This is a genomic window from Streptomyces sp. NPDC052109, from assembly GCF_040680195.1.
GTDB lineage: Bacteria > Actinomycetota > Actinomycetes > Streptomycetales > Streptomycetaceae > Streptomyces.
Genome location: NZ_JBFAWF010000001.1, coordinates 804701 through 826914, shown reverse-complemented (window position 1 = coordinate 826914; position 22214 = coordinate 804701). Strand labels below are relative to the sequence as shown.

At 72.8% G+C, this 22214-nt stretch carries 21 protein-coding genes and 1 pseudogene; 16 read left to right on the top strand and 6 right to left on the bottom strand.

Features of this window, described 5'->3' with window-relative positions; genetic code table 11:
- Positions 1-247: 247 nt before the first annotated feature.
- On the top strand, positions 248-1267 hold the full coding sequence (locus AB0L59_RS03735) for an MBL fold metallo-hydrolase (RefSeq protein WP_365578799.1): 1020 nt from the start codon (positions 248-250) through the stop codon (positions 1265-1267).
- A 25-nt stretch (positions 1268-1292) separates the two neighbouring features.
- A pseudogene (locus AB0L59_RS03730) lies at positions 1293-1616 on the top strand (nuclear transport factor 2 family protein); the annotation flags it as partial.
- Between the two features lie 26 nt (positions 1617-1642).
- Here the strand turns inward: AB0L59_RS03730 and AB0L59_RS03725 are convergent.
- Positions 1643-2227, bottom strand: a complete 585-nt coding sequence (locus tag AB0L59_RS03725; protein ID WP_365578797.1) for a helix-turn-helix transcriptional regulator — start codon at positions 2225-2227, stop codon at positions 1643-1645.
- Positions 2228-2479: 252 nt separating this feature from the next.
- Between AB0L59_RS03725 and AB0L59_RS03720 the strand changes: the two genes are divergently transcribed.
- The 7 genes from AB0L59_RS03720 (at position 2480) to AB0L59_RS03690 (ending at position 10064) form a co-directional block, all read left to right on the top strand.
- Positions 2480-3331 (top strand): hypothetical protein, encoded by an 852-nt coding sequence (locus AB0L59_RS03720; protein ID WP_365578795.1) that lies wholly within the window; start codon positions 2480-2482, stop codon positions 3329-3331.
- Positions 3332-3779: 448 nt separating this feature from the next.
- A complete protein-coding gene (locus tag AB0L59_RS03715) occupies positions 3780-4994 on the top strand; it encodes a prenyltransferase/squalene oxidase repeat-containing protein (protein WP_365578793.1) in 1215 nt (404 codons plus the stop codon).
- Positions 4991-5647 carry an SCO2322 family protein gene (locus AB0L59_RS03710; RefSeq protein WP_365578791.1) on the top strand — a complete coding sequence of 219 codons (657 nt, stop codon included), beginning with the start codon at positions 4991-4993 and terminating at the stop codon, positions 5645-5647. The genes AB0L59_RS03715 and AB0L59_RS03710 overlap by 4 nt, the downstream gene beginning before the upstream one ends.
- Positions 5634-6788: a CbiQ family ECF transporter T component gene (locus AB0L59_RS03705; RefSeq protein ID WP_365578789.1), complete on the top strand. Its 1155-nt coding sequence runs from the start codon at positions 5634-5636 to the stop codon at positions 6786-6788. Before AB0L59_RS03710 ends, AB0L59_RS03705 begins: the two co-directional genes overlap by 14 nt.
- A complete protein-coding gene (locus AB0L59_RS03700; protein ID WP_365578787.1) occupies positions 6785-8497 on the top strand; it encodes an ATP-binding cassette domain-containing protein in 1713 nt (570 codons plus the stop codon). The genes AB0L59_RS03705 and AB0L59_RS03700 overlap by 4 nt, the downstream gene beginning before the upstream one ends.
- Entirely contained in the window at positions 8494-9318 is an 825-nt protein-coding gene (locus AB0L59_RS03695) for an ECF transporter S component (protein WP_365578785.1), read from the top strand. The genes AB0L59_RS03700 and AB0L59_RS03695 overlap by 4 nt, the downstream gene beginning before the upstream one ends.
- A gap of 332 nt (positions 9319-9650) precedes the next feature.
- A complete protein-coding gene (locus AB0L59_RS03690; RefSeq protein ID WP_365579501.1) occupies positions 9651-10064 on the top strand; it encodes a transglycosylase SLT domain-containing protein in 414 nt (137 codons plus the stop codon).
- Between the two features lie 35 nt (positions 10065-10099).
- Here the strand turns inward: AB0L59_RS03690 and AB0L59_RS03685 are convergent, their stop codons facing one another.
- Positions 10100-11371, bottom strand: a complete 1272-nt coding sequence (locus AB0L59_RS03685) for an alpha/beta hydrolase (RefSeq protein WP_365578783.1) — start codon at positions 11369-11371, stop codon at positions 10100-10102.
- Positions 11372-11474: 103 nt separating this feature from the next.
- Here AB0L59_RS03685 and AB0L59_RS03680 point away from each other — a divergent pair, with 103 nt between their 5' ends.
- A complete protein-coding gene (locus tag AB0L59_RS03680) occupies positions 11475-12170 on the top strand; it encodes a YoaK family protein (protein ID WP_365578781.1) in 696 nt (231 codons plus the stop codon).
- 97 nt (positions 12171-12267) lie between these two features.
- Here AB0L59_RS03680 and AB0L59_RS03675 read toward each other — a convergent pair whose 3' ends face one another.
- Positions 12268-13503, bottom strand: coding sequence for a cytochrome P450 (locus AB0L59_RS03675; protein ID WP_365578779.1), 1236 nt, complete (start codon positions 13501-13503; stop codon positions 12268-12270).
- Between the two features lie 236 nt (positions 13504-13739).
- Here AB0L59_RS03675 and AB0L59_RS03670 point away from each other — a divergent pair, with 236 nt between their 5' ends.
- Entirely contained in the window at positions 13740-14909 is a 1170-nt protein-coding gene (locus AB0L59_RS03670) for a steroid 3-ketoacyl-CoA thiolase (protein WP_365578777.1), read from the top strand.
- Between the two features lie 289 nt (positions 14910-15198).
- Complete coding sequence (locus AB0L59_RS03665; RefSeq protein WP_365579499.1) at positions 15199-15564, top strand: ATP-binding protein; 366 nt, start codon at positions 15199-15201, stop codon at positions 15562-15564.
- Between the two features lie 403 nt (positions 15565-15967).
- Here the strand turns inward: AB0L59_RS03665 and AB0L59_RS03660 are convergent, their stop codons facing one another.
- Positions 15968-18055, bottom strand: a complete 2088-nt coding sequence (locus tag AB0L59_RS03660; protein WP_365578775.1) for a bifunctional glycosyltransferase 87/phosphatase PAP2 family protein — start codon at positions 18053-18055, stop codon at positions 15968-15970.
- Positions 18056-18403: 348 nt separating this feature from the next.
- Between AB0L59_RS03660 and proP the strand changes: the two genes are divergently transcribed.
- From proP to AB0L59_RS03645, 3 genes are all read left to right on the top strand, one after another.
- Positions 18404-19777, top strand: a complete 1374-nt coding sequence (gene proP / locus AB0L59_RS03655; protein WP_365578773.1) for a glycine betaine/L-proline transporter ProP — start codon at positions 18404-18406, stop codon at positions 19775-19777.
- 151 nt (positions 19778-19928) lie between these two features.
- Positions 19929-20060 carry a hypothetical protein gene (locus AB0L59_RS03650; RefSeq protein ID WP_365578771.1) on the top strand — a complete coding sequence of 44 codons (132 nt, stop codon included), beginning with the start codon at positions 19929-19931 and terminating at the stop codon, positions 20058-20060.
- Between the two features lie 47 nt (positions 20061-20107).
- Positions 20108-20779 carry an O-methyltransferase gene (locus AB0L59_RS03645; protein ID WP_365578769.1) on the top strand — a complete coding sequence of 224 codons (672 nt, stop codon included), beginning with the start codon at positions 20108-20110 and terminating at the stop codon, positions 20777-20779.
- A gap of 28 nt (positions 20780-20807) precedes the next feature.
- Here the strand turns inward: AB0L59_RS03645 and AB0L59_RS03640 are convergent, their stop codons facing one another.
- The gene (locus AB0L59_RS03640; protein ID WP_365578767.1) at positions 20808-21200 is read right to left on the bottom strand and encodes a hypothetical protein; all 393 of its coding nucleotides are present in this window, start codon (positions 21198-21200) and stop codon (positions 20808-20810) included.
- Positions 21201-21331: 131 nt separating this feature from the next.
- Here AB0L59_RS03640 and AB0L59_RS03635 point away from each other — a divergent pair, with 131 nt between their 5' ends.
- A complete protein-coding gene (locus AB0L59_RS03635; protein ID WP_365578765.1) occupies positions 21332-21787 on the top strand; it encodes a DUF1992 domain-containing protein in 456 nt (151 codons plus the stop codon).
- Here the strand turns inward: AB0L59_RS03635 and AB0L59_RS03630 are convergent.
- Positions 21776-22015 carry a hypothetical protein gene (locus tag AB0L59_RS03630; RefSeq protein ID WP_365578763.1) on the bottom strand — a complete coding sequence of 80 codons (240 nt, stop codon included), beginning with the start codon at positions 22013-22015 and terminating at the stop codon, positions 21776-21778. The two genes, AB0L59_RS03635 and AB0L59_RS03630, sit on opposite strands and share 12 nt — an antisense overlap.
- Positions 22016-22214: the final 199 nt, after the last annotated feature.

Genomic DNA, 22214 nt, shown 5'->3' with positions numbered 1-22214 from the left:
GAACTAGTCCACGGACGTCCGCAACCGGCTCCGACATCGACCATGGCCCGGAACCCGTCAGGGCAGCCCCACCGCACGGCGGGACCGCGCGGGCGGCGCCCGTCGTCCACAGAGACGGAGAGCACCACCGACCTCAGCGCAGGTCAGCGCAACCCCCCGCGACATCAGTCGACTTGGGCGACCTTTGGAACCAGTTCTAGTTATAGTGGGCAATGGCCGTGAGGGCGGGCGGTGGGGCGGAGGGCTGATGGTGATGGCGTTCGAACACGGCGGGGGCGTACGGTCCGTGGCGGTTCCCATCCCGGACAACCCCCTCGGCCACACACTGGTGTACGTCGTGGACACCGACCGGGGACCGGTGCTGGTGGACACCGGGTGGGACGACCCCGCGTCCTGGGACGCGCTCGTGGCCGGGCTGGCCGCCTGCGGTACGGCGGTCTCGGAGGTGTACGGCGTCGTCATCACGCATCACCACCCCGACCACCACGGCCTGTCGGCGAAGGTGCGCGAGGCCTCGGGCGCGTGGCTGGCGATGCACGCCGCCGACACCGCGGTCGTACGGCGCACCCGGGAAGCCCGGCCCGAGCGCTGGTTCAGCTACATGAGCGCCAAACTCGCGGCGGCCGGCGCCCCGGAGGAACACCTGGCGCCGCTGCGCACCCCCCGTTCCCTGCCCGGCCTCTCCCCGGCCCTGCCGGACCGGGAGATCGTCCCCGGCGAACTCCTCGACCTGCCCGGCCGCCGGCTGCGCGCGATCTGGACCCCGGGCCACACCCCGGGCCACGTCTGTCTGCACCTGGAGGAGGAGCACCCGGCCCGGCTGCCCGGCAACGGCCGCCTGTTCAGCGGCGACCACCTGCTGCCCCGGATCACCCCGCACATCGGTCTCTACGAGGACCCGGACGACGCGACCGTGACCGACCCTCTCGGCGACTACCTCGACTCCCTGGAGCGGATCGGCCGGCTCGCCCCGGCCGAGGTCCTGCCCGCCCACCAGCACGCCTTCACCGACACGACCGGACGGGTACGGGAGCTGCTCGTCCACCACGAGCAGCGCCTGGCCGGTCTGCTCGCCCTGCTCGCCGAGCCGCTCACGCCCTGGCAGCTCGCCCAGCGCATGGAGTGGAACCGTCCCTGGGCCGAGATCCCCTACGGCTCCCGCACCATCGCGGTCTCGGAGGCCGAGTCCCATCTGCGCCGCCTGGTGAAGCAGGGGCGGGCGGAGGCGGTGGCGGGGAGCGAGCCGACGGCGTACGTGGCGGTGTGAATCGTTCGCCGGCCGCGGTGCGCCCCTGCTGCACCGCCGCACGGACCCCTTGGAACGGCTTTTCGCGGAGCACGTCCGTGAGCGCGTGATCGTCGACCTCGTCCACCGTCTCGGTCTCGGTGAACCGGCTTCCGTGGCCGAGCTGTTCACCGAGGACAGTGTCTGGGACCGGCCCCCGCCGGGAGACGGGCGCCGGATCGAGGGCCGGGAGGCCCCGCGTGCGTGCTTCGGCTCACGCCCCGTCGACCGGCTCTCCCGCCGCCTGACGTCCAACGTGCTGGTCACGGTGACCGGGAGGGGCACGGCGACCGCCACCGCGTACGTCGCGACCTACCGGGTCGACGGATACGGGGCCGGTGCCCCCGTCCCCGGAGGTCAGCCGAGCTCGCGACGCTCCGCAGCGATGATCATCTCGGCGAGGTCGGCGAGGGTGGCGAGCTGGCGGGCGTTCATCTGCGGGGCGCGGGCGGCGAGCCGGACGAGCCCGCTCTCGCGCAGCCGCACCAGCGGGTCCGCCTCGGCCTCCAGCCCCTGGAGCACCGGCCGCAGCGCCTCGTGCAGCGCCTCCGGTTCGTCGGCGGTGAAGAAGCCGGCCGGCAGGCCGAAGAAGCGGCGCAGCCGGTCGGTGTGCTCCAGGCTCGGCAACCCGCTCTTGCGCCATTCGCTCAGCCACTGCCGGCTGGTTCCGGCGATCCGCGCCAGCTCGTCCAGCGAGTATCGCTTGCCGTCCGGCCTGCGCCGCGTCTCGCGAATGAAGTCCAGTCGCTGGCGCACCCGTTGGGGCAGACAGCTCTCGGGTGCCCGGCCGCCGGCGAGCAGGTCGACGACGATGCCGACGGGGATGCCGGTGCGATGGGACAGGCCGGCCACGTCGAGGACCTCCGGCAGCCGGCCGGGCCTGCCGGTCAACTCGCCCAGCCGGCCCAGGACATGGGCCAGCGAGGCGTAGGCGTCACTCACCGAGGTCCCCCCTGGGCAGTGTCGTCCGTTCGGTGATCGGGCTGACGGCGAGGCTACCCGGTCGCTCGTTCGCCGACCAGATGTGACAAGGGTCCCTGCCCAAGGAGGCAGCAATCGTTGACAGTTGCGGCCGCGACGGGTGAGGATCACGACACAGAGAGCAAACTTTCGACCCGCCCCGGGTGCCGCAGATGGGGGAGCGGCATCCGGGGCGATTCTCTGTCCCGTCTCCCCCACGAAGGTGATGCGCCGATGCCGCAGCCCGTCCTTCTGCTCGGGGCCGGCCGGGCCGCACACGGCGGGTTCCCGCTGGCGCGGATCGCCGCCGTACACCCGGTGGTACTGGTCGACGCCTCGGCGCCCGGCTGGGCGCGGCCCCACCTGTCCGGCCATCTCGCGGCCGACCCGGCGCGGGAGGCGGAGACGGCCGAGACGGTGGCGCGGTACGCGGCCCGGCATCCGGTCGCCGGCGTGCTGACGTGGAGCAGGGAGCACCTGACCGCCGCCGCGCGGATCGCCGGGCGGCTCGGCCTGCCCGGCCTGTCGTACGAGACGGCCGCCGTCTGCGCCGACGCGGCGGCGGCACGGGCGCTGCTGGCCCGGCACCGGGTGGCGCCGGCGGGGCCGGACGACACGGCGGGGCCGCAGGTGTCCGCCGAGGCCGTCGTCCTGGACGACGAGGTCCGCATCACCGCGCTCACCCGTACGACCCGGCTGCGGCACTCGGTCCACGCGCATGACGGGCTGCTGCACAACCGGTTCCTGCGCCAGACCGTGGAGAAGGCGGTACGGGCGCTCGGTCTCACCCACACCGTCGCGCACGTGGGCCTCCGGCTGACCGAGCGCGGGCCGAGGGTCACCGGGGTCGCGCCGCATCTTCCCGGCGACCTGATCCCGTGGCTGGTGGAACGGGCGACGGGGGTGGATCTGGTGGGGGCGGCGCTGGCCCTGGCGTGCGGGGCGGCGGTGGAGGTGACGCCCACACGGCAGCGGGCGGCGGCGATTCGCTTCGCGGACGGTGCCGCCCGGCGGGCTTCGCGCGAGTACTGGGTGGTTGAGGGTGAGGATGCCTTGGAGTGTGAGCGGGCGCTGGACGCGGCGTAGCGGGTGCGTTGCGGCTGATCGCGCCCACACGTCTCAGACGCGTGTCAAGGGAGCCTCGCGGCCCGGAGGTTGGCCGCGCCGCCGCCGCGCCGCACCGCCGCCCTTGTGATCGTGACCCCGGTCACCAGGAGCATGTGCGCACAGCCACTCCTCAGGCTGATCCGGGCTGCCGGTAAAGTGGCGGAGTCGTCATCACACCCGTACGGGGGGAAGCCGGTGCAATTCCGGCGCTGATCCTCCGCCATGTCCTCGGCTCCGCTCGAGCCCGGGGGCACCCTCATCCGTGAGCCGTCACAAGACGGTGAGCCGGACCGCCCCGGGCGGGACGTTGACCGGCTCGCGTGCGTCGGCGGCCCGTCGCGCACGACACCGTCGAGGTTTACGGAACCGAGCCGCCCGGGGTCGCCCGTGCGCTGCCGGTTCCCCGCAGGAGAGGCAGTCGCCGACCATGAACGTCCGCCGCAGTGCCGTGGCCCTAGCCGCCGTCGGCGTGCTGGCCGCCGCCGCGCCCGCCACGGCCGCCGGCCAGTCCCCGACTCCTTCGCCGAAGGTCGCGATCCCGTCGGGCCTGTACGGCACGTCCGACCCGACCTACGACGGTGTGTGGCGGCAGTCGCTGACCCTGATCGCACAGCGGACGCTCGGCTACCGGCCCGCCGCCACGGCCGTGGCCTGGCTCGCCGGCCAGCAGTGCGCGAACGGTGCCTTCGCCGCGTTCCGGGCCACCCCCGCCAAGGCCTGCGACGGCAAGGTCATGGTGGACACCAACAGCACCGCGGCCGCGGTGCAGGCCCTGCGGGCCGTCGGCGGGCACGAGGACGCCGTCGGCAAGGCGGTCGACTGGCTGAAGTCCGTGCAGAACAAGGACGGCGGCTGGGGCTACTCCCCCGGCGGGGCCAGCGACACCAACTCCACGTCCGTGGTCGTGGGCGCGCTGGCCGTGACCGGTGCGGACCCGGCGAAGGTGAACAAGGCGGGCAGGTCTCCCTACGACCTTCTCGCCGCCATGTCCCTCCCCTGCGACCAGGACGGCGGCGGCGCCCTCGCCTACCAGCCGGACAAGAAGGGCAGGTCGGCCGCCAACGCGGACGCCACGGCGGCCGGGGTGCTCGGCGCGCTCGGCAAGGGGTTCGTGGCCGAGGCCGGCAAGGCACCCGTGCAGGCCTCCTGCGTCAAGACCGGCCGTCCCAGCCCGGCGCGAGTGGCGGACAACGCCGGCGCGTACCTCGCGGCGGCCGTCGACAGGTCCGGCCACCTCCTCTCCACGCTGCCCGGCGCCAAGGACCAGCCGGACTTCGGGAACACGGCGGACACGGTCGTCGCACTCGCCGCGGACGGCCGGACCGAGCAGGCGAAGAAGACGTACGGCTGGCTGGAGAAGAACGCCGGTCAATGGGCGGTGCAGAGCGGTCCGGCGGCGTACGCCCAGCTGATCCTCGCCGCGCACGCGGTCGGCGCGCAGCCGGGTGACTTCGGCGGCACCAGCCTGGTCCGGTCCCTCAACGAGCTGGGACCGGCCCCGCACATGGACTCCGCCGCGCCCGCGACCAAGAAGGCCGACGGCGGCTCGAGCTTCGGCGTGTGGTGGTTCGTCGGCGTCTGCCTCGTCGCGGGCATCGGTATCGGCTTCCTGCTCAGCGGCCGCAAGAAGCGGCAGCCGTGACCGCGGTCCGCCGCGCCGCGAGCGTCGTTGTGCTGGCCGCGTTCGTGCTGCCGGCCGCCGCCGCCCAGGCGCACGCCACCGGCTACCGCTACTGGTCCTTCTGGGAGCGGACGGCCGGGCACTGGACGTACGCCACGCAGGGCCCGTCGACCGCCCGTCCCGACGACGGTGCCGTGGAGGGCTTCCGCTTCGCGGTGAGCGAGGACTCGGCGGACGCGAGCCGGCCGCGCGGTGCGGCGGACTTCGGCACGATCTGTGCGGGGACGCCCGCGAAGTCCGGTGCGAAGCGGGTGGCCCTCGTCCTCGACTTCGGCACCCCGGCGGACGCGCCGTCCGGCGAGACACCGCCGGGCCGTCGTACAGCGTGCGTGCGCGTCGCCGCCGACGCGACGACGGCGGACGCCCTGGCGGCCGTCGCCCCGCCCCTGCGCTACGACACCAACGCCCTGCTGTGCGCGATCGCCGGGTATCCGAAGAAGGGGTGCGGGGAGCAGGTTTCGGTGGGGAAGCAGGCGGCGCCCGTGAAGGCCGGGGACGAGAACGGTTCGGACGGTGGGCCTTCGCTGGGCCTGCCGATCGGCGCGGGCGTCGTCGCCCTGCTGGCAGGCGCGGCGGTGTGGCGGTCCCGACGGCGACGCGATGACTCCGTCTGACTGCGCCCCGGCGGGGGCCGACCGTGCCCACGCGGCGGGAGCCGCACGTCGGAGGCAGCCCCGCGGCCCTTCGGGGTGCTCCCGCCCCACCGTTCACCCCGGTGCCTGGTGGCTGTGGGCCCTTTCGCTCGGTACGGCTGCCACCCGCACCACCAACCCCCTCCTTCTGGCCCTCCTCATATCCGCCTCCGCCTACGTCGTGGCGACGCACCGCACCGGCACCCCCGCCGCCCGCGCCTACCCGGCGTTCGCCAGACTCGCCCTCGCCGTCCTCCTCGTCCGCCTCCTCTTCGCGGTGGTGCTCGGCTCCCCCATCCCCGGCACCCACACCCTCCTCACCCTCCCCGAAGTGCCCCTCCCGCACTGGGCACAGGGCATCCGCCTGGGCGGAAGGGTCACCGCCGAGGCGCTCGTCTTCGCCGCCTACGACGGTCTGAAGCTCGCCACGCTCCTGATCTGCGTGGGCGCGGCCAACGCGCTCGCGAGCCCCGCCCGCCTCCTCAAGTCCCTCCCCGGCGCCCTGTACGAGGCCGGCGTCGCCGTGGTCGTCGCCCTCACCTTCGCGCCGCACCTCATCGCCGACGTGCAGCGCCTGCGGGCCGCCCGCCGGCTGCGCGGCCGTCCGGACCGGGGCCTGCGCGGCCTGCTCCAGGTCGGACTGCCGGTGCTGGAGGGGGCGTTGGAGCGGTCGGTCGCGCTCGCCGCCGCGATGGAGGCCCGCGGCTACGGCCGCAGTGCCGAGGTGCCCGCCCGGGTCCGCCGCACGACGGCCGCGCTCACCCTCGGCGGCCTGCTGGGCGTCTGCGCCGGCACCTACGGGCTGCTCACCGCGGAGGGCGGCACGTACGGCCTCCCGCTGCTGTTCGCCGGGGTCGCCGCCGCGCTCGCGGGCCTGAGACTGGGCGGCCGGCGCTCCCTGCGCACCCGGTACCGCCCGGACCCGTGGGACGCGCGGGCCTGGCTGGTGGCCGGCTCCGGTGCCGCGGTCGCCGCACTGCTCGGCCTGGCCTCCGCCCACGACCCGGAGGCGCTGCACCCGGGCGTCGTCCCCCTCGTCACCCCGGCCCTGCCCCTGTGGCCCGCCGCGGTGGTCCTCCTCGCCCTCCTGCCCGCCTTCGTCGTCCCCAAGGAGCCGTCGTGATCCGCTTCGAGGATGTCAGCGTGACGTACGACGGTGCGGCCGAACCCAGCGTGCGCGGCGTCGACTTCGAGGTGCCGGAAGGCGAACTGGCGCTGCTCGTCGGCCCGTCCGGGGTCGGCAAGTCGACCGTGCTCGGTGCGGTGAGCGGGCTGGTGCCGCACTTCACCGGCGGCACCCTGCGCGGCCGGGTCACGGTGGCGGGCCGGGACACCCGTACCCACAAGCCGCGCGAACTGGCGGACGTGGTGGGTACCGTGGGCCAGGACCCGCCGGCCCACTTCGTCACCGACACGGTGGAGGACGAACTCGCCTACGGCATGGAGTCGTTGGGGCTCGCCCCGGAGGTGATGCGGCGCCGGGTCGAGGAGACCCTGGACCTGCTGGGCCTGGCCGCCCTCCGCGACCGCCCCATCGCCACCCTGTCCGGCGGCCAGCGGCAACGGGTCGCGATCGGCTCGGTCCTCACCCCGCACCCGCGCGTGCTGGTCCTGGACGAGCCGACCTCGGCGCTGGACCCGGCCGCGGCGGAGGAGGTCCTGGCGGTGCTCCAGCGCCTGGTGCACGACCTCGGCACGACGATCCTGATGGCCGAGCACCGGCTGGAACGCGTGATCCACTACGCCGACCGCGTCGTCCTCCTCCCGGCCCCCGCCGCACCCCCCGTCGTGGGCACCCCACCGGAGGTGATGGCGGTCTCCCCCGTGTACCCACCGGTGGTGGCCCTGGGGCGGCTGGCGGGCTGGTCTCCCCTTCCCCTGACGGTACGAGACGCCCGCCGTCGCGCCGGCGACCTGAAGGAAAGGCTGGCCGCATCCGCGGTCGCGGGTACGCAGGACACCGCGGACGCGGGTCCGTCGGGGCCGGTCGCGCCGTTTCCCGCGCCCCTGGGGGGTACCGCGCGCCGCTTCCTCTTCCGGCGCCGCAGCTCCCCCGCCACCGCGGAACCCTCGCGCAGCCCCGTCGCCGAGGTGACCGCCCTCTCCGTCCGCCGGGGCCGCGTCACCGCCCTGCGCCGCACGGACCTGACCGTCGCCCCCGGAGAGACCGTCGCCCTGATGGGCCGCAACGGCGCCGGAAAGTCCACCCTGCTCGGCTCCCTCGTCGGACTGGTGCCGCCGACCTCGGGCACCGTCGCCGTCGGCGGAGTCACCCCTCACCGCACCGCCCCCGCCGACCTGGTGCGCCGCGTCGGCCTGGTCCCCCAGGAACCGCGGGACCTCCTCTACGCGGACACGGTCGCCGACGAGTGCGCGGCGGCCGACCGGGACGCCGGCGCCGCACCGGGGACCTGCCGCGCGCTCGTGTCCGGGCTGCTGCCGGGGATCACGGACGACACACACCCCCGCGACCTGTCGGAGGGCCAGTGCCTGGCGCTGGCCCTGGCCGTCGTGCTGACCGCCCGCCCGCCCCTGCTCCTGCTCGACGAACCGACCCGCGGCCTGGACTACGCGGCCAAGGCCCGCCTGGTGACCGTGCTGCGCGGGCTCGCCGCCGAGGGGCATGCGATCGTGCTGGCCACGCATGACGTGGAGCTGGCGGCCGAGCTCGCGCACCGGGTGGTGCTGCTCGCCGAGGGAGAGGTCATAGCCGACGGGCCCACGGCGCAGATCGTCGTCTCCTCACCGTCCTTCGCCCCGCAGGTGACGAAGATCCTCGCCCCGCAGCAGTGGCTCACCGTGACCGAAGTGCGGGAGGCCCTGCGGGCATGACCGCGCCACCGCGCTTGCACGCCATCCGTCTCGGCCCCCGATCCCTCGCCGCGCTGGCCCTGGTCAGCGCGGTCGGCGTGGTCGGCTTCGGCTGGCCCTTCCTCGCGCCGCCGACCTCGCAGCTGAGCGCGCACGCCCAGGACGCCCCCTGGCTCTTCGCCGGTCTGCTGGTGCTGCTGGTCGCCGTCGTGGCGGCGACGATCTCCGAGTCGGACCTCGGGCCGAAGGCCGTGGCCATGCTGGGCGTGCTGGCCGCGACGGGGGCCGCGCTGCGGCCGATCGGCGCGGGGACGGCCGGGATCGAGCCGATGTTCTTCCTGATGGTGCTCAGCGGTCGGGTGCTGGGCCCCGGCTTCGGCTTCACCCTCGGTTCGGTGACGATGTTCGCGTCCGCGCTGCTCACCGGCGGGGTCGGGCCGTGGCTGCCGTTCCAGATGCTGTCGATGGGCTGGTTCACGATGGGCGCCGGGCTGCTGCCGGGGGCGGTCCGGCTGCGCGGCCGTGCCGAGTCGGCGCTCCTCGCGGCATACGGCTTCCTCGCCTCGCTCGCCTACGGCACGGTCATGAATCTGGCCGGCTGGCCGTTCATGGGCGCCGCCGCCTCGAACATCTCCTTCGACGCGCATGCCTCCGTCCCCGCCAACCTGGCCCGTTTCCTGGCCTACTGCCTGGCCACCTCGCTGGGCTGGGACCTGGGCCGGGCCCTGTGCACGGTGGTGCTGACCCTCGCCCTCGGCCCGGCCGCGCTGCGCGCCCTGCGCCGGGCCACGCGGAGGGCCGCTTTCGAGACCGCCGTCACATTCGACGAGCGCAGCCAGTGAGGCCACATATCCGTTTTAGGAGCAAGACGGTGAAGCACCCCACATGACGCACGTCACCTACGACACGGGGCCGTAGTACGAAATGTCCGATGCGCCCCGTACGACACCCTCACTGACCTGCACTTTGAGAGCCAGATCACAGAGAAGACGATTCCCCCCTATCCGGCCACAACTAGTAAAAGGGGTCATTGCGGACGGCTTTCCGGCCTGCTTCTCTGGACGACGTCGCCAGGCGCCACAAGCCCACAGGGCCGAGGCGCCGACGCATGCGGCCACAGCGCGTGGTCCGTTCCATGCGGGCGATGCCCCGTCCCCGACGCAAGAGGTACTCCGTGTCCGTCTCCTTCATCCGCCGCATCGCTTCCCCGAAGAAGGCCCTCACCGTCGCCGCCGTGGCCGCCGCCACCGCCGGTATGGCGCTGTCCGCGGCGCCCGCCCAGGCCGCCCCGACCTCGGCCTCCTCCGCTCAGGCGATCGCGCACAAGATGATCCCGGACGCCGCGCAGTTCAACGCGTTCAACAAGATCGTCTCGCACGAGAGCGGCTGGAACCCGTCGGCCACGAACAGCTCCTCCGGCGCCTACGGCCTGGTCCAGGCCCTGCCGGGCTCCAAGATGGCCTCCGCCGGTTCCGACTGGAAGACCAACCCGGCCACCCAGATCAAGTGGGGTCTGGACTACATGAAGTCCCGCTACGGCAGCCCCGTGAAGGCCTGGTCCTTCTGGCAGGCGAACGGCTGGTACTGAGCCGCTCCCCGGCCGCTCCCCCGCCGGACGCCTGACTAGGCCGCCCCGCCGCTGAACCAGCGCGCGATCCGGGACAGCGCCGCCCGGTACGACCCGTTGTGGTCGACGGCGCCCATGTCGAGCAACCGCACCCTCGCCCCCCGCCGGGCGAGGGTGCGCGCGCATGTCCGGGCGTTGCCGATCGGCACGTCCGTGTCGTCGTCACCGGCGTACAGCCGCACCGGCACGTCCGGCTTCCAGTCGCAGGTGCCGTCGTCGGCGCGCAGCGCCTCGCGGAAGCCGCCCGTCGGGTGCGTGAGCTGCCGGTAGAAGTCGTCCGTCAGCAGGGCCCTCACGTTCGGCGCGAGCTGGCGGATGATGTCCTCGTCCTCGTGGCGCCCGTCGAAGAGCCGCTCCACACGGCCGGCGTACGGCTGCCGGAACACCTCGGCCGGGTCCTGGTAGATGGGGTGCAGCCGGTTCTGGGCGACGAGGAAGTACGAGGTGTAGAACACACCGCTGATGTCGTTGACCCGCCCGTTCGTGAGCGCCGGCATCTCGGTCCCCGCCAGGTCGTAGGGTCCCGCCACCGGTGCGAGCGCCTTGAGCCGGAAGCCGGGCGCGTCCCCGCCCTGGACCGCCCGGGCCAGTGCCGTCGCGACCTGGCCGCCCTGGGAGAAGCCGGTGACGTACAGGTCCCCGGTGACCGTGCGGCCCAGCCCGCGTGCCGCCGTACGGGCCGCCCGCAGCATGTCCACGGACGCCGTCACCGAGGAGCGGGTGTCCATGTAGGGGTGCGGGCCGGGCCCCTCGCCGAGGCCCAGGTAGTCGGGCGCGGCGACCGCGCGGCCGGTGGAGGCGAAGAGGTACGACTGGGCCCGCGCGCCCTCGGCGACGGAGGGCGCGTAGTCCCGGTCGGCCATGGTGCCGTGCGTGTCGGAGACCAGGGCGAGCCGGCGTCCGCCGCCCTCCGGGAGGGTGAGCAGGCCGGTTGCGGTGGTGGGCCGGCCGTACGGGTCCACCGTTCGGTACGTCACCCGGTACGCCCGGACGCCGTGGCGCAGCGAGTCGGTGCCGACGTGCTGGTCCCGGAGCTCCGTCGCGATCTCGGCCTTGCTGTGCTCGGCGACCGGTACGACCGAGACGACCTCCCCGCGCCGGCCCTGCTGCTGCGCGCCGGCGTGCCCCGCGGCGTGCCCGTCGGCGGCGTAGGCGACCGGTGCGGCGCCGGCGCCGGCGAGCACCAGGGCGGCGAGCGCGGCGGACGCTCCCCTGCGGACGCCCCAACTGGCTGTGCTCCCGGTCCACTTGCCCGTGTCCTGTGTCATGGCCTGAACGCTACGGAGACACGCTCCACCGGGACATCCGAGATTCCCCCGCGCCCATGGTGGAGTTGTCCTCACCCTGTCCGTCCGGCCCACCGGAGGAACGATGACCACGGCACCGACCCAGGAGGCGCCCGCCCCGGACCCGGAGGCGCGTGGGCTGCGGCTGGTGGTCGTGCTGCTGCTCCTGACCGTGGTGAGCGGTCTGATCGACGCCGTCAGCTATCTTGGCCTCGGCCGGGTCTTCACGGCCAACATGACCGGCAACGTCGTCGTCCTGGGCTTCGCGGCGGCCGGCACGCCCGGCTTCTCCGTGCCGCACACGGCGACCTCGCTGGCCTGCTTCCTGCTGGGCGCGGTGACCGGCGGCCGGCTGGCGGCCCGCGTCGGCAAGGAATCGCGCCGCACCTGGGCCCGCCTCACCCTTGCCGCCGAAACGGCCCTGGTGGGCCTGTCCGCGGTCGTCGCCTTCGCCTGGCCGCACGCCACCGGCACGGTGTACGCCCTGATCGGCCTCACGGGGTACGCGATGGGCCTGCGCAACGCGACGGTCCGCAAACTGGGCGTCCCCGACCTGACCACCACCGTCCAGACCATGACCCTGACCGGTCTGGCCTCCGAGTCGCGGCTCGGTGACGGCACCGCCCACCGCTCCCCGCGCCGCACGGCCTCGGCGATCGCGATGTTCGCAGGCGCCTGCCTGGGCGCGCTGCTGGTCCTTCATCACGGCCTGGGCGTCCCACTGCTGATCGCGGCGGCCGCGTCGGGCGTGCTGGCGGTGGTGGCGTCCGGCCGGGAGTGAGCGCCGCCGGCCTCGGGAGAGGACCTCGGGGGAGGCAGGAACAGGGCGTTGGGGTAGGGGTGCTCCTGCCTCCCTCGGGGTGGGCCGACCCGCCGGGTCAGCCGGTGGTGACCTGGAGCTCCTTGACCCCGTTGATCCAGGCCGAGCGCAGCCGCCGGGGCTCGTCGGCCAGCCGCAGGCCCGGCATGGCGTCGGCGAGCGCGCTGAAGATCAGGTCGATCTCCAGGATCGCCAGGGACTTGCCCAGGCAGTAGTGGGGGCCGCCACCGCCGAAGCCGAGGTGGGGGTTGGGGTCGCGGCTGATGTCGAAGGCGTCGGGGTCGGTGAAGACCTCGGGGTCGTGGTTGGCGGAGGCGTAGAACAGCCCGACCCGGTCGCCCTTCTTTATCTCGGCCCCGCCCAACTCGGTGTCCTGGGTGGCCGTCCGCTGGAAGGCGTTGACCGGGGTCGCCCAGCGGACTATCTCCTCGGCGGTGGTGGCCGGGCGCTCGCGCTTGAAGAGGTCCCACTGGACGGGGTGGGTGAGGAAGGCGTGCATGCCGTGGGTGATGGCGTTGCGGGTGGTCTCGTTCCCGGCCACCGCCAGCATCAGCACGAAGAAGCCGAACTCGTCGGAGTTGAGGTTGCCCTCGTGCTCCGCCGCGACCAGCGTCGTCACGATGTCGTGCGCCGGGCACCGCTTGCGCTCGGCGGCCATGTTCATCGCGTAGGCGATGATCTCGGCGGCAGACTGTGCGCCGACCTCCTCGGTGATGGCGTACTCGGGATCGTCGTAGGCGATCATCTTGTTGGACCAGTCGAAGATCTTGGACCGGTCCTCCTGGGGTACGCCGATCAGTTCGGCGATGGCCTGGAGCGGCAGTTCACAGGCGACCTCGGTGACGAAGTCGAAGGGCCCGGAGCGGGCGCGGGCACCCGCCACGATGGCCTCGGCACGCGCGCGGAGCCGGTCCTCCAGGGCGCGGATGGAACGTGGCGTGAAGCCCCGCTGCACGATCTGCCGCACCCGCGTATGTTCCGGAGGATCCATGTTGAGCAGGATCAGCCGCTGCGCGTCGATCGCGTCGCGCTCGATGTGCTCGTTGAAGCGGATGATCGCGGTGTTGACGGTGGAGGAGAAGAGTTCCGGGTGCGTGGAGACGTGTTTGACGTCCGCGTGCCGAGTCACGGCCCAGTAGCCGGAGTCGGCGAAGCCCGCAATGCCGTGCGGCTGCGCGATCCAGCGGACCGGCTCGGTGCGGCGCAGTTCGGCGAACTCGGGCAGGGGCACGCGGTGGTGCAGCAGGTCCGGATCGGTCAGATCGAACCCGTCGGGCAGCGCGGGGCAGTGCATCGGCGGCTCCCGTCGTCGAGTTCTGACGGCCCATCAGCGGGTGCCGTGAAGGTAGTAACGGGTTCTACAAGTAGCAAGAGGCACGGCGACCCCAATCCGTGCGGAATTCGTGCAGATCAAAACTTCGGCACCTGCAAGACCCTTGCGGTGGTGGACATCACGTCAGCAGACTGCTGAGCAGAACTAGAACGCGTACTAGTTCTGGAGGAGAGCCCTCTCGGAGAGGACCCGCACCCATGGCCGCCGAACCCGTGATCGTCGAAGCCGTACGCACCCCGATCGGCAAGCGCGGCGGCGCGCTCGCCAATCTGCACCCCGCCTATCTCCTGGGCGAGACCTACCGTGAACTCCTCGGCCGCACCGGCATCCCCGCCGACGCCGTCGAGCAGATCGTCGGCGGCACGGTCACCCACGCCGGCGAACAGTCCATGAACCCCGCGCGCACCGCCTGGCTGGCCATGGGCCTCCCCTACGAGACGGCCGCCACGACCGTCGACTGCCAGTGCGGCTCCTCACAGCAGGCCTCGCACATGGTGGCCAACATGGTCGCCGGAGGCGTGATCGACGTCGGCATCAGCTGCGGCGTCGAGGCGATGTCCCGGGTCCCGCTGGGCTCCGGCTCCAAGCACGGCCCCGGCAAGCCGTTCCCCGACGAGTGGAACGTCGACCTCCCCAACCAGTTCGAGGCGGCCGAACGCATCGCCCGCCGCCGGGAGTTGACCCGCGAGAACGTCGACGCGCTGGGCCTGCTCTCCCAGCAGCGGGCGGCCCTCGCCTGGGCGGAGGAACGTTTCAAGCGTGAGACGTTCGCCGTCCAGGTGCCGACCACCGAGGAGGAGCAGTACGCCGGTCAGGGCATGTGGCGGCTGGTCGACAAGGACGAGGGACTGCGGGACACGTCCCCGGAGGCGCTGGCCGGTCTGAAGCCGGTCATGCCGACGGCCGTCCACACGGCGGGCAACTCGTCGCAGATTTCCGATGGCGCGGCGGCCATCATGTGGGCCTCCAAGCGCATGGCTCGCGCCCTGAAGCTGAAGCCGAGGGCACGCATCGTCGCCCAGGCACTCGTCGGCGCCGACCCGCACTTCCACCTGGACGGCCCGATCGACGCGACGAGCGCGGTGCTGGGGAAGGCCGGGATGTCCCTGAAGGACATCGACCTGGTCGAGATCAACGAGGCCTTCGCGTCGGTGGTGTTGAGCTGGGCCCAGGTCTTCGAACAGCACCTGGACAAGGTCAACGTGAATGGCGGTGCGATCGCCCTCGGTCACCCGGTGGGCGCGACGGGCGCCCGCCTGATCACCACCGCCCTGCACGAACTGGAGCGCACGGACAAGGAGTTCGCCCTCATCACCATGTGCGCGGGCGGCGGACTGGCGACCGGGACGATCATCCAGCGGCTGTAGCGGCCCGGTTCGCGAAGGTGGTGAGGGTGGCGGGGTCGATCGTGAGGACCGGTCCCGCCGGGGCCTTGGGGTCGCGGACGCGACAGCGGCTTCTGCCGGTTCGGCGACAGCAGCGGCGCGTCTCGAAGCCGTCGCAGTCGAGCGGTGAGGCGCCCGGGTCGGGGGCACTGACGTCCACCACGGCAAGTCCCCTCTCGGACGCGTTGTGTTCGCGAGGTAGCCCAGGGTGGTGACGCCAGGTCAGCCTCGTCCTGTGAACCTCGACATTCCCCACACCCCCCAGTACCGCATGCGGCTCACCGTCGGCGAGCACTCGGTACGCCACATCCGCCGGATCGTCCGCTCACTGCTGGACGAGTGGGAGCTGGCGGAGCTGACGTTCGCCGTGGAACTGGGCGTCAGCGAGCTGGTCACCAATGTCGTACGGCATGTGCCCGACCGCCGCTGCACCCTCCTGCTCGCGCGGCAGACGGCGGGCGTACGGGCCGAGGTGAGCGACGGGTTCCCCCACCTTCCCCGCCGGGCAGACGAGTTCGATCACGACGCGGAGAACGGCCGGGGCCTCGGTCTCCTCGATGCCGTCGTCGACAAGTGGGGGGTGTCACCGTGGCCGGCCGGCGGGAAGACGGTCTGGTTCGAGTGCGGGCTGGGCTGAGCTGGCGGCGATCGCTGCCCTCACGGGTCCGGTGCAGCAGACCGACCCGGTACAGCCGGAGCAGATGACAGGAAACGGTCGACGCGCTCATGTGGTTGCGCCGGGCGAGTTCCGTGGTGGTGCGCCGGTTCCCCAGGTCCGACAGCGGCAGGGCCGGGCCTGTCGGTTCGTCGGCCGGACGGCCGTCCCCGGAGTGGGCCGCCACGGGGCAGGCCACATGGGTGCCGCCCTCGCCCCGGGGATCGCTGCACAGCGCCCAGGTAGAGGTCGTCGACCGGCAACTGACAGCGGTCGTAGGGCAGAAGCGGGTCTCGGACTTCGTTTGGTCGTTGTTGCGGAAGTCCTCGGAGTGCCTCGGCTCGGTTGTCCCGCTCCGACACGGACACCTCACAGGAACGCGAGTTCAACGTACATGTGTTTCGAAGCGGTTCGGATGTTCCCGCTCGAGCGCGCCGTCGAGCCCCGTGGCCACCCTGCGCGGTCCCGTCAGCAGGTACACGAGCGCGAACCCGGCACCCACCAGGCCCGCGCCGCCCACCGCGTCCAGCACCCAGTGGTTCGCGGTCGCCACGATCGTGGAGACCGTGATCAGCGGGTGCAGGAGCCCCAGCGCCTTCATCCACCGGCGGGGCGCCACCACGGCGATGACGACACCGCACCACAGGGACCAGCCGAAGTGCAGGGAGGGCATCGCCGCGTACTGGTTGGTGACGGCGGTCATCGCGCCGTAGTCCGGGTGGGCGAGGTCCTGGGGCCCGTACACGGTGTCGATGAAGCCGAGGCCGGGCATCAGGCGCGGCGGGGCCAGCGGGAAGAGCCAGAAGCCGAGGAGGGCGAGGAAGGTGGCGAAGCCGAGGGAGGCGCGGGCCCAGCGGTAGTCGACGGGGCGGCGCCAGTACAGGACGGCGAGGACCGTCAGCGGGACCACGAAGTGGAATGACTCGTAGTAGAAGCCGAAGAGGTCCCGCAGCCAGCCGATCTTCGCGACGGTGTGGTTGGCCCAGTGCTCGATGTCGATGTGCAGGAACCGCTCGATGCCCAGCACGGTGTGCCCGTGGCGCTCGGCCCGCGCCCGGCCGCCGGAGGTGGTGCCGCCGGTCACGGCGAGACGGACCCGCTGGTAGACGGCGTACACGGCCCGCATGAGGAGCAGTTCCAGCAGGAGGTTCGGGCGGGTGACGACGCGGCGCAGGAAGGGCGCCAGGGGGACGCCCCGCAAGCGCGCCGGGACCGGCGGCGCGTACTCCGCCGGGACCGGCCGCTGGAAAAGGGGGGACGTCCGGGACAGGAAGGGGACGGCCGTGGCGGCGGCCAGCGCCACGAGCAGGACAAGGTTGTCGCGCAGCGGATACATCACCGGCATGTTCGGCACCATCATCTTCGCCGGCAGGGTCGTCACCAGTACCATCGCGACCGGCCAGACGTACCGGCCGGAAACCCGCCTGCCGACCCGGCCGACCATCGCGAGCAGCACCCACAGCAGCTGGTGCTGCCAGGCGGTGGGTGAGACGGCGACGACGGCACAGCCGGTGATGGCGACGGCGAGCAGCAGCTGGCCGTCGTGGGCGTAGTGGACGGCGCGGCGCAGGGCGACGGCGGTGACGGCGGCGCTCAGCACCAGGAAGAGCGCGATCTCCAGCGGGCCGGTCAGGCCGAGGCGGAGCAGGGCGCCGTGCAGGGACTGGTTGCCGAGGGCGTCGGCCTTGCCGCCGAGGCCCACCCCGGCCATGTGGTGCACCCAGTACGTGTACGAGTCGTGCGGCAGCGCCGCCCAGGCCAGCGCGGTGCAGGCGGCGAAGGTGCCGACCGTGGTGCCGCTGGCCCGGCGGCGGCCGGTGAACCACAGCAGCGGGGCGAAGAGCAGCAGGGTCGGCTGCAGGGCGGCGGCCAGGCCCGTGCACACTCCGCCCTGCCGCTCACTGCGACCGGTGAAGCAGCCGAGCAGGACGAGCAGCACCGGGACGATGCTGGTCTGGCCCAGCCACAGGGCGTTGCGGACCGGCAACGACAGCATGAGCAGACTGATCGCGACCGGCGTGGCCAGCAGGGAGGTGCGGCGCCCGACCGGCTGGGGCAGCGCGCGGGCCGCCACCAGGCCGAGGGCGACGACAAGGAGCAGCGTGCCGAAGGTCCAGCCCCAGCCGAGGGCGGCCTGCGCGGAGTGGGTGAGCGGCTTGAGGACCAGGCCGCCGAAGGGGGTGCCGGTGAACCGGGTGGAGTCGTAGATCGAACCCTTCACGTGCAGGACGCCGTGGGGGCCGACCCAGGTCTCCAGGTCGGTCAGCCGTTCGCCGCTCGGCGTGTTGAGGACCGTGGCCAGCTGCCGTACGGCGAGGACCGCGGCCACCGCCCACAGGGCGAGCCGGGCCGCGCGCAGCCGTGTTTCGGGCGGGGCGCCGCCGAAGGTGGTGTCCGCCGGTCGCCCGCTGTGCTCCACGTCCCCCACGCCTCGTCGGCCTCCCGCCCCGTCGTGTTTTCCGGCGCCGGTCATGCCGGAATCGTCCTGAGAACCCTAGGAGGCTCCCAGCCCTCACAGAAGGACGCAGGCAACCCCCGCTTCACCTGACGTCCTTCCTTCTTTTGGCCGGATGACGACCGTCGGCGACGTCTGCGGTTGCGGTTCCGGGGCGCGACAAGGATCACAGCCAGGAAACCGCATACCTCGCCGCAGGCGGGCAGACGTTCCTGCGTATGCGCCCTTTGGCTGCACACTGCAGCTGAATGCGTACGCGCCGTAAGGGGCCGAAGTCCCCCTATGGTCTGCTTTCGGCCCGATTCCCGGCAGCGCCGCCGTACGGACCGCGTCCCTGTCCCCGTCGAAAGGTAGGCGAGCCCCGTTTTGGCGACCGCCACAGCCGTCTCCCCGTCCCTGAAGACCCGGCGGGCCACCAAGGCCCGCGACGTCACCGTCACCGACCCCGCGCTCGTCAGGCGCGCCGTGAAGGCGGCCGCGCTCGGCAACGCGATGGAGTGGTTCGACTTCGGTGTCTACAGCTACATCGCGGTCACCCTGGGCAAGGTCTTCTTCCCCTCGGGCAACCCGACCGCCCAGCTGCTGTCGACCTTCGGCGCCTTCGCGGCGGCCTTCCTGGTCCGGCCGATCGGCGGCATGGTCTTCGGCCCGCTGGGCGACCGCGTGGGCCGCCAGAAGGTCCTCGCCCTCACGATGATCATGATGGCGGCGGGCACGTTCGCGATCGGCCTGATCCCGTCGTACACGACGATCGGCGTGGGCGCGCCGCTGCTCCTGCTGGCCGCCCGGCTGGTGCAGGGCTTCTCGACGGGCGGTGAGTACGCGGGGGCGTCGACCTTCATCGCCGAGTACGCCCCCGACAAGAAACGCGGCTTCTTCGGCAGCTGGCTGGAGTTCGGCACGCTGGCGGGGTACATCGGCGGTGCCGGCCTGGTCACCCTGATGACCGCGCTGCTGTCCTCGCACGACCTGGTGTCCTGGGGCTGGCGCGTCCCGTTCCTGATCGCGGGCCCGATGGGCATCATCGGCCTCTACCTGCGGATGCGCCTCGAGGAGACCCCGGCCTTCGCGGCGGAGGTGGAGAAGGCGGAGTCGTCCCGCCCCAAGGTGCCGCTGCGCGAGATGATCACCGGCCAGTGGAAGGCCCTGCTGCTGTGCATGGCCCTGGTGCTGGTCTTCAACGTCACCGACTACATGCTGCTGTCGTACATGCCGAGCTACCTCACGAGTGAGCTGAAGTACGACGAGACGCACGGCCTGCTGGTGGTGCTGGGCGTGATGGCCCTGATGATGATCGTCCAGCCGTTCGCGGGCGCCCTGACCGACCGGGTCGGCCGCCGCCCGCTGATCGCCGCGGGCTGCGCGGGCTTCCTCTTCCTGTCCGTCCCCGCCCTGCTGCTGATCCGCCAGGGCAGCCTGCTCGCCGTCGGCCTGGGCATGGGCGCGCTGGGCCTTCTCCTGGTCTGCTTCACGGCGGCCATGCCGGCCGCGCTGCCCGCGCTCTTCCCGACGCGGGTGCGGTACGGGTCGCTGTCCATCGGGTTCAACGTCTCGGTGTCGCTGTTCGGCGGGACGACGCCGCTGGTGGTCACCGCGCTGATCGGGGCGACGGGGAACATGATGATGCCCGCCTACTACATGATGGCCGCGGCTGTCGTGGGCGGCTTCGCCGTGTGGCGGATGTCGGAATCGGCGGGACGGCCGTTGCCGGGCTCTGCTCCGGCGGTGGAGCGGCGATAGCGCCGTAGGGTGCGGGAGCGTGCCGGTGCGGGTGCACGGCGGCAGACCGCGCGGTTCCCCGCGCCGGCCCGGATCTCCGGGGACGCGAGCCGCGCCGGCACCCGGGCCCGCCAGGGGATCCACGACGGCCCGGCCGCGGGAGATCGCCGGGGTGCCGGCCCGGCTGCTCACGGCCGGCGACGGCCTGCTCCTGGTCGGAGCCGTCGTCGCCGTGATCGTTCGTACGCCGCTCCGGCGGCCGGTGAATCCGTCGATGATCACCACGTCGGCGTCCGTCGGCTGAGACGATGTCGGCGGGAAGGGCAGGCACTCGGGAAAGGCAGCAGGACCATGAGCGACTCCCAGCTCTGGGACGACGTCGACGACTACTTCATCAGCCAACTCGCCCCCGACGACGAGGCGCTGCAGGCGGCCCTGCGCGAGAACGACGCCGCCGGGCTGCCGCACATCGCCGTCACGGCGGCACAGGGGAAGTTCCTCCATCTGCTCGCCCAGGTGCAGGGCGCGCGGCACATCCTGGAGATCGGCACCCTCGGCGGTTACAGCACGATCTGGCTGGCCCGGGCCCTGCCCGAGGACGGCAGGCTCGTGTCGCTGGAGTACAACGCCAAGCACGCCGAGGTGGCCGCCCGGAACCTCGCCCGGGCCGGTCTGGACCGGATCGCGGAGGTGCGGGTGGGCCCGGCCCTGGAGTCGCTGCCCAAGCTCGCCGACGAGAACCCGGCCCCGTTCGACCTGGTGTTCATCGACGCCGACAAGGCCAACAACGCGCACTACGTGGAGTGGGCGCTGCGGCTCACCCGCACCGGCAGCCTGATCGTCGTCGACAACGTGGTGCGTGGGGGCCGGGTCGCCGACCCGGGCAGCACCGAGCCCGACGTCGTGGGCACCCGTGCCGCGATCGAGCTGATCGCCACCCACCCGAGGCTGAGCGGTACGGCTCTCCAGACGGTCGGCAGCAAGGGCTACGACGGGTTCGCGCTGGCCCGCGTGCTGGCCTGAGCCGGCGCCCCGTGCCCCGGTGTGGGGCTCAGGCCTCGTGGTAGAAGCCGACGTTGACGCTGCGCGGTGCGGTGCGGTCCTGGACGACGATCTCGCCGGACCCGCCGTGCGGCAGCCGTACCGTCGCGCCGTAGCCGAGGGGCTGCGCGTACTCCCCGACCACGAGCCGGACTTCGGACGACGGCTCGGCCTGTGAACCGCGCAGCCAGGACAACTGCCAGCCGCCGTCGGGGCCGCACAGGAACTCCAGGTGCACACGGGAGACGAACAGCCAGTCCTCCGGGGTGGCCAGCCGGCACATGGACGCGTCCCGGCCGACCCGGAGCACGGCACCCGGCTCGCTCGGCGCCTCGGCCATCGTCATGCCGGCCGTGGCACCGGCGTCGGCCCCGGACACGGTGGCCATGGTGAGTTCGAGCACGAGCGTTCCCCCTGCGACGTTCGGCGTCCGACGTCCGCGACGTCTGGGACGTCCTGGTACGGCGGCCGGATTGGCGTACCGCCGCCGCATGATAAAACGCCCGGCCGGGCCGCGTCCGGCACAATGGGTTCATGACCGAGCGAAAGCCACCGGGTGTGCCGTTCGAGAACTGGGTCGACAAGCAGATCCGCGACGCACAGGGGCGGGGCGAGTTCGAGCGGCTGCCGGGCACGGGCCGGCCGCTGCCCGCCGAGGTCGACTCCACCTACGACGAACTGTGGTGGATCAAGCGGAAGATGGCGCGCGAGGGTCTGTCCGTGCTGCCGCCCGCCCTGGCCCTGCGCAGGGAGGCCGAGGACGCGCTGGCGGCGGCCTACGCGGCGCCCTCGGAGCGCATCGTCCGAAAGCTGATCGAGGACGTCAACGTCAAGATCAAGGACATGATGTTCAAGCCGCCGCCCGGTCCTCCGCTGGGCAGGAAGCCGTACGACATCGAGGAGGTCGTACGCGAGTGGCGGCAGCGCAGGGCTGCCGCCAAGGGTGAGGCGCCGCGGTCGGACGCGGCGTGGGGTGCGTCAGAGGTGTAGCAGGCGGTCGGCCAGCTCACGGTAGTCCCGCAGGGCCAGCCTGAGCTGCTCGGTGTCGGTGTCGGAGCCCGGGCCGCGGTCCTCGGAGGCCTCCCAGGACCGGCGCAGCGTGCGCCGGCGCCGGTCGACGGCTTCCTCGAAGCGCCCCGCGATCTCCTCCAGCACGTGGTCCGCCTGCTCGACCGCGCGCCGGGGCTCGTCCACGAACCCGACGGCAAGCTGCCGCATCCGCTGCTCCCAGCGGTCCGTCTCGTCGTGCGCCAGGAGCGGCGCGCCGGTACCGGAGGGCCCGGGAGCGACCTCCCCGACGGCCCCCGGCGCACCCGCGGAAGCGGTGGCCCCGGCCGATCCCCTGCGGCTCCCGGCCGTCGGCCAGGCATCCGGCGCCGCCGACTCACTCGTATGCGCCTCGCGTCCGCTCACCTCC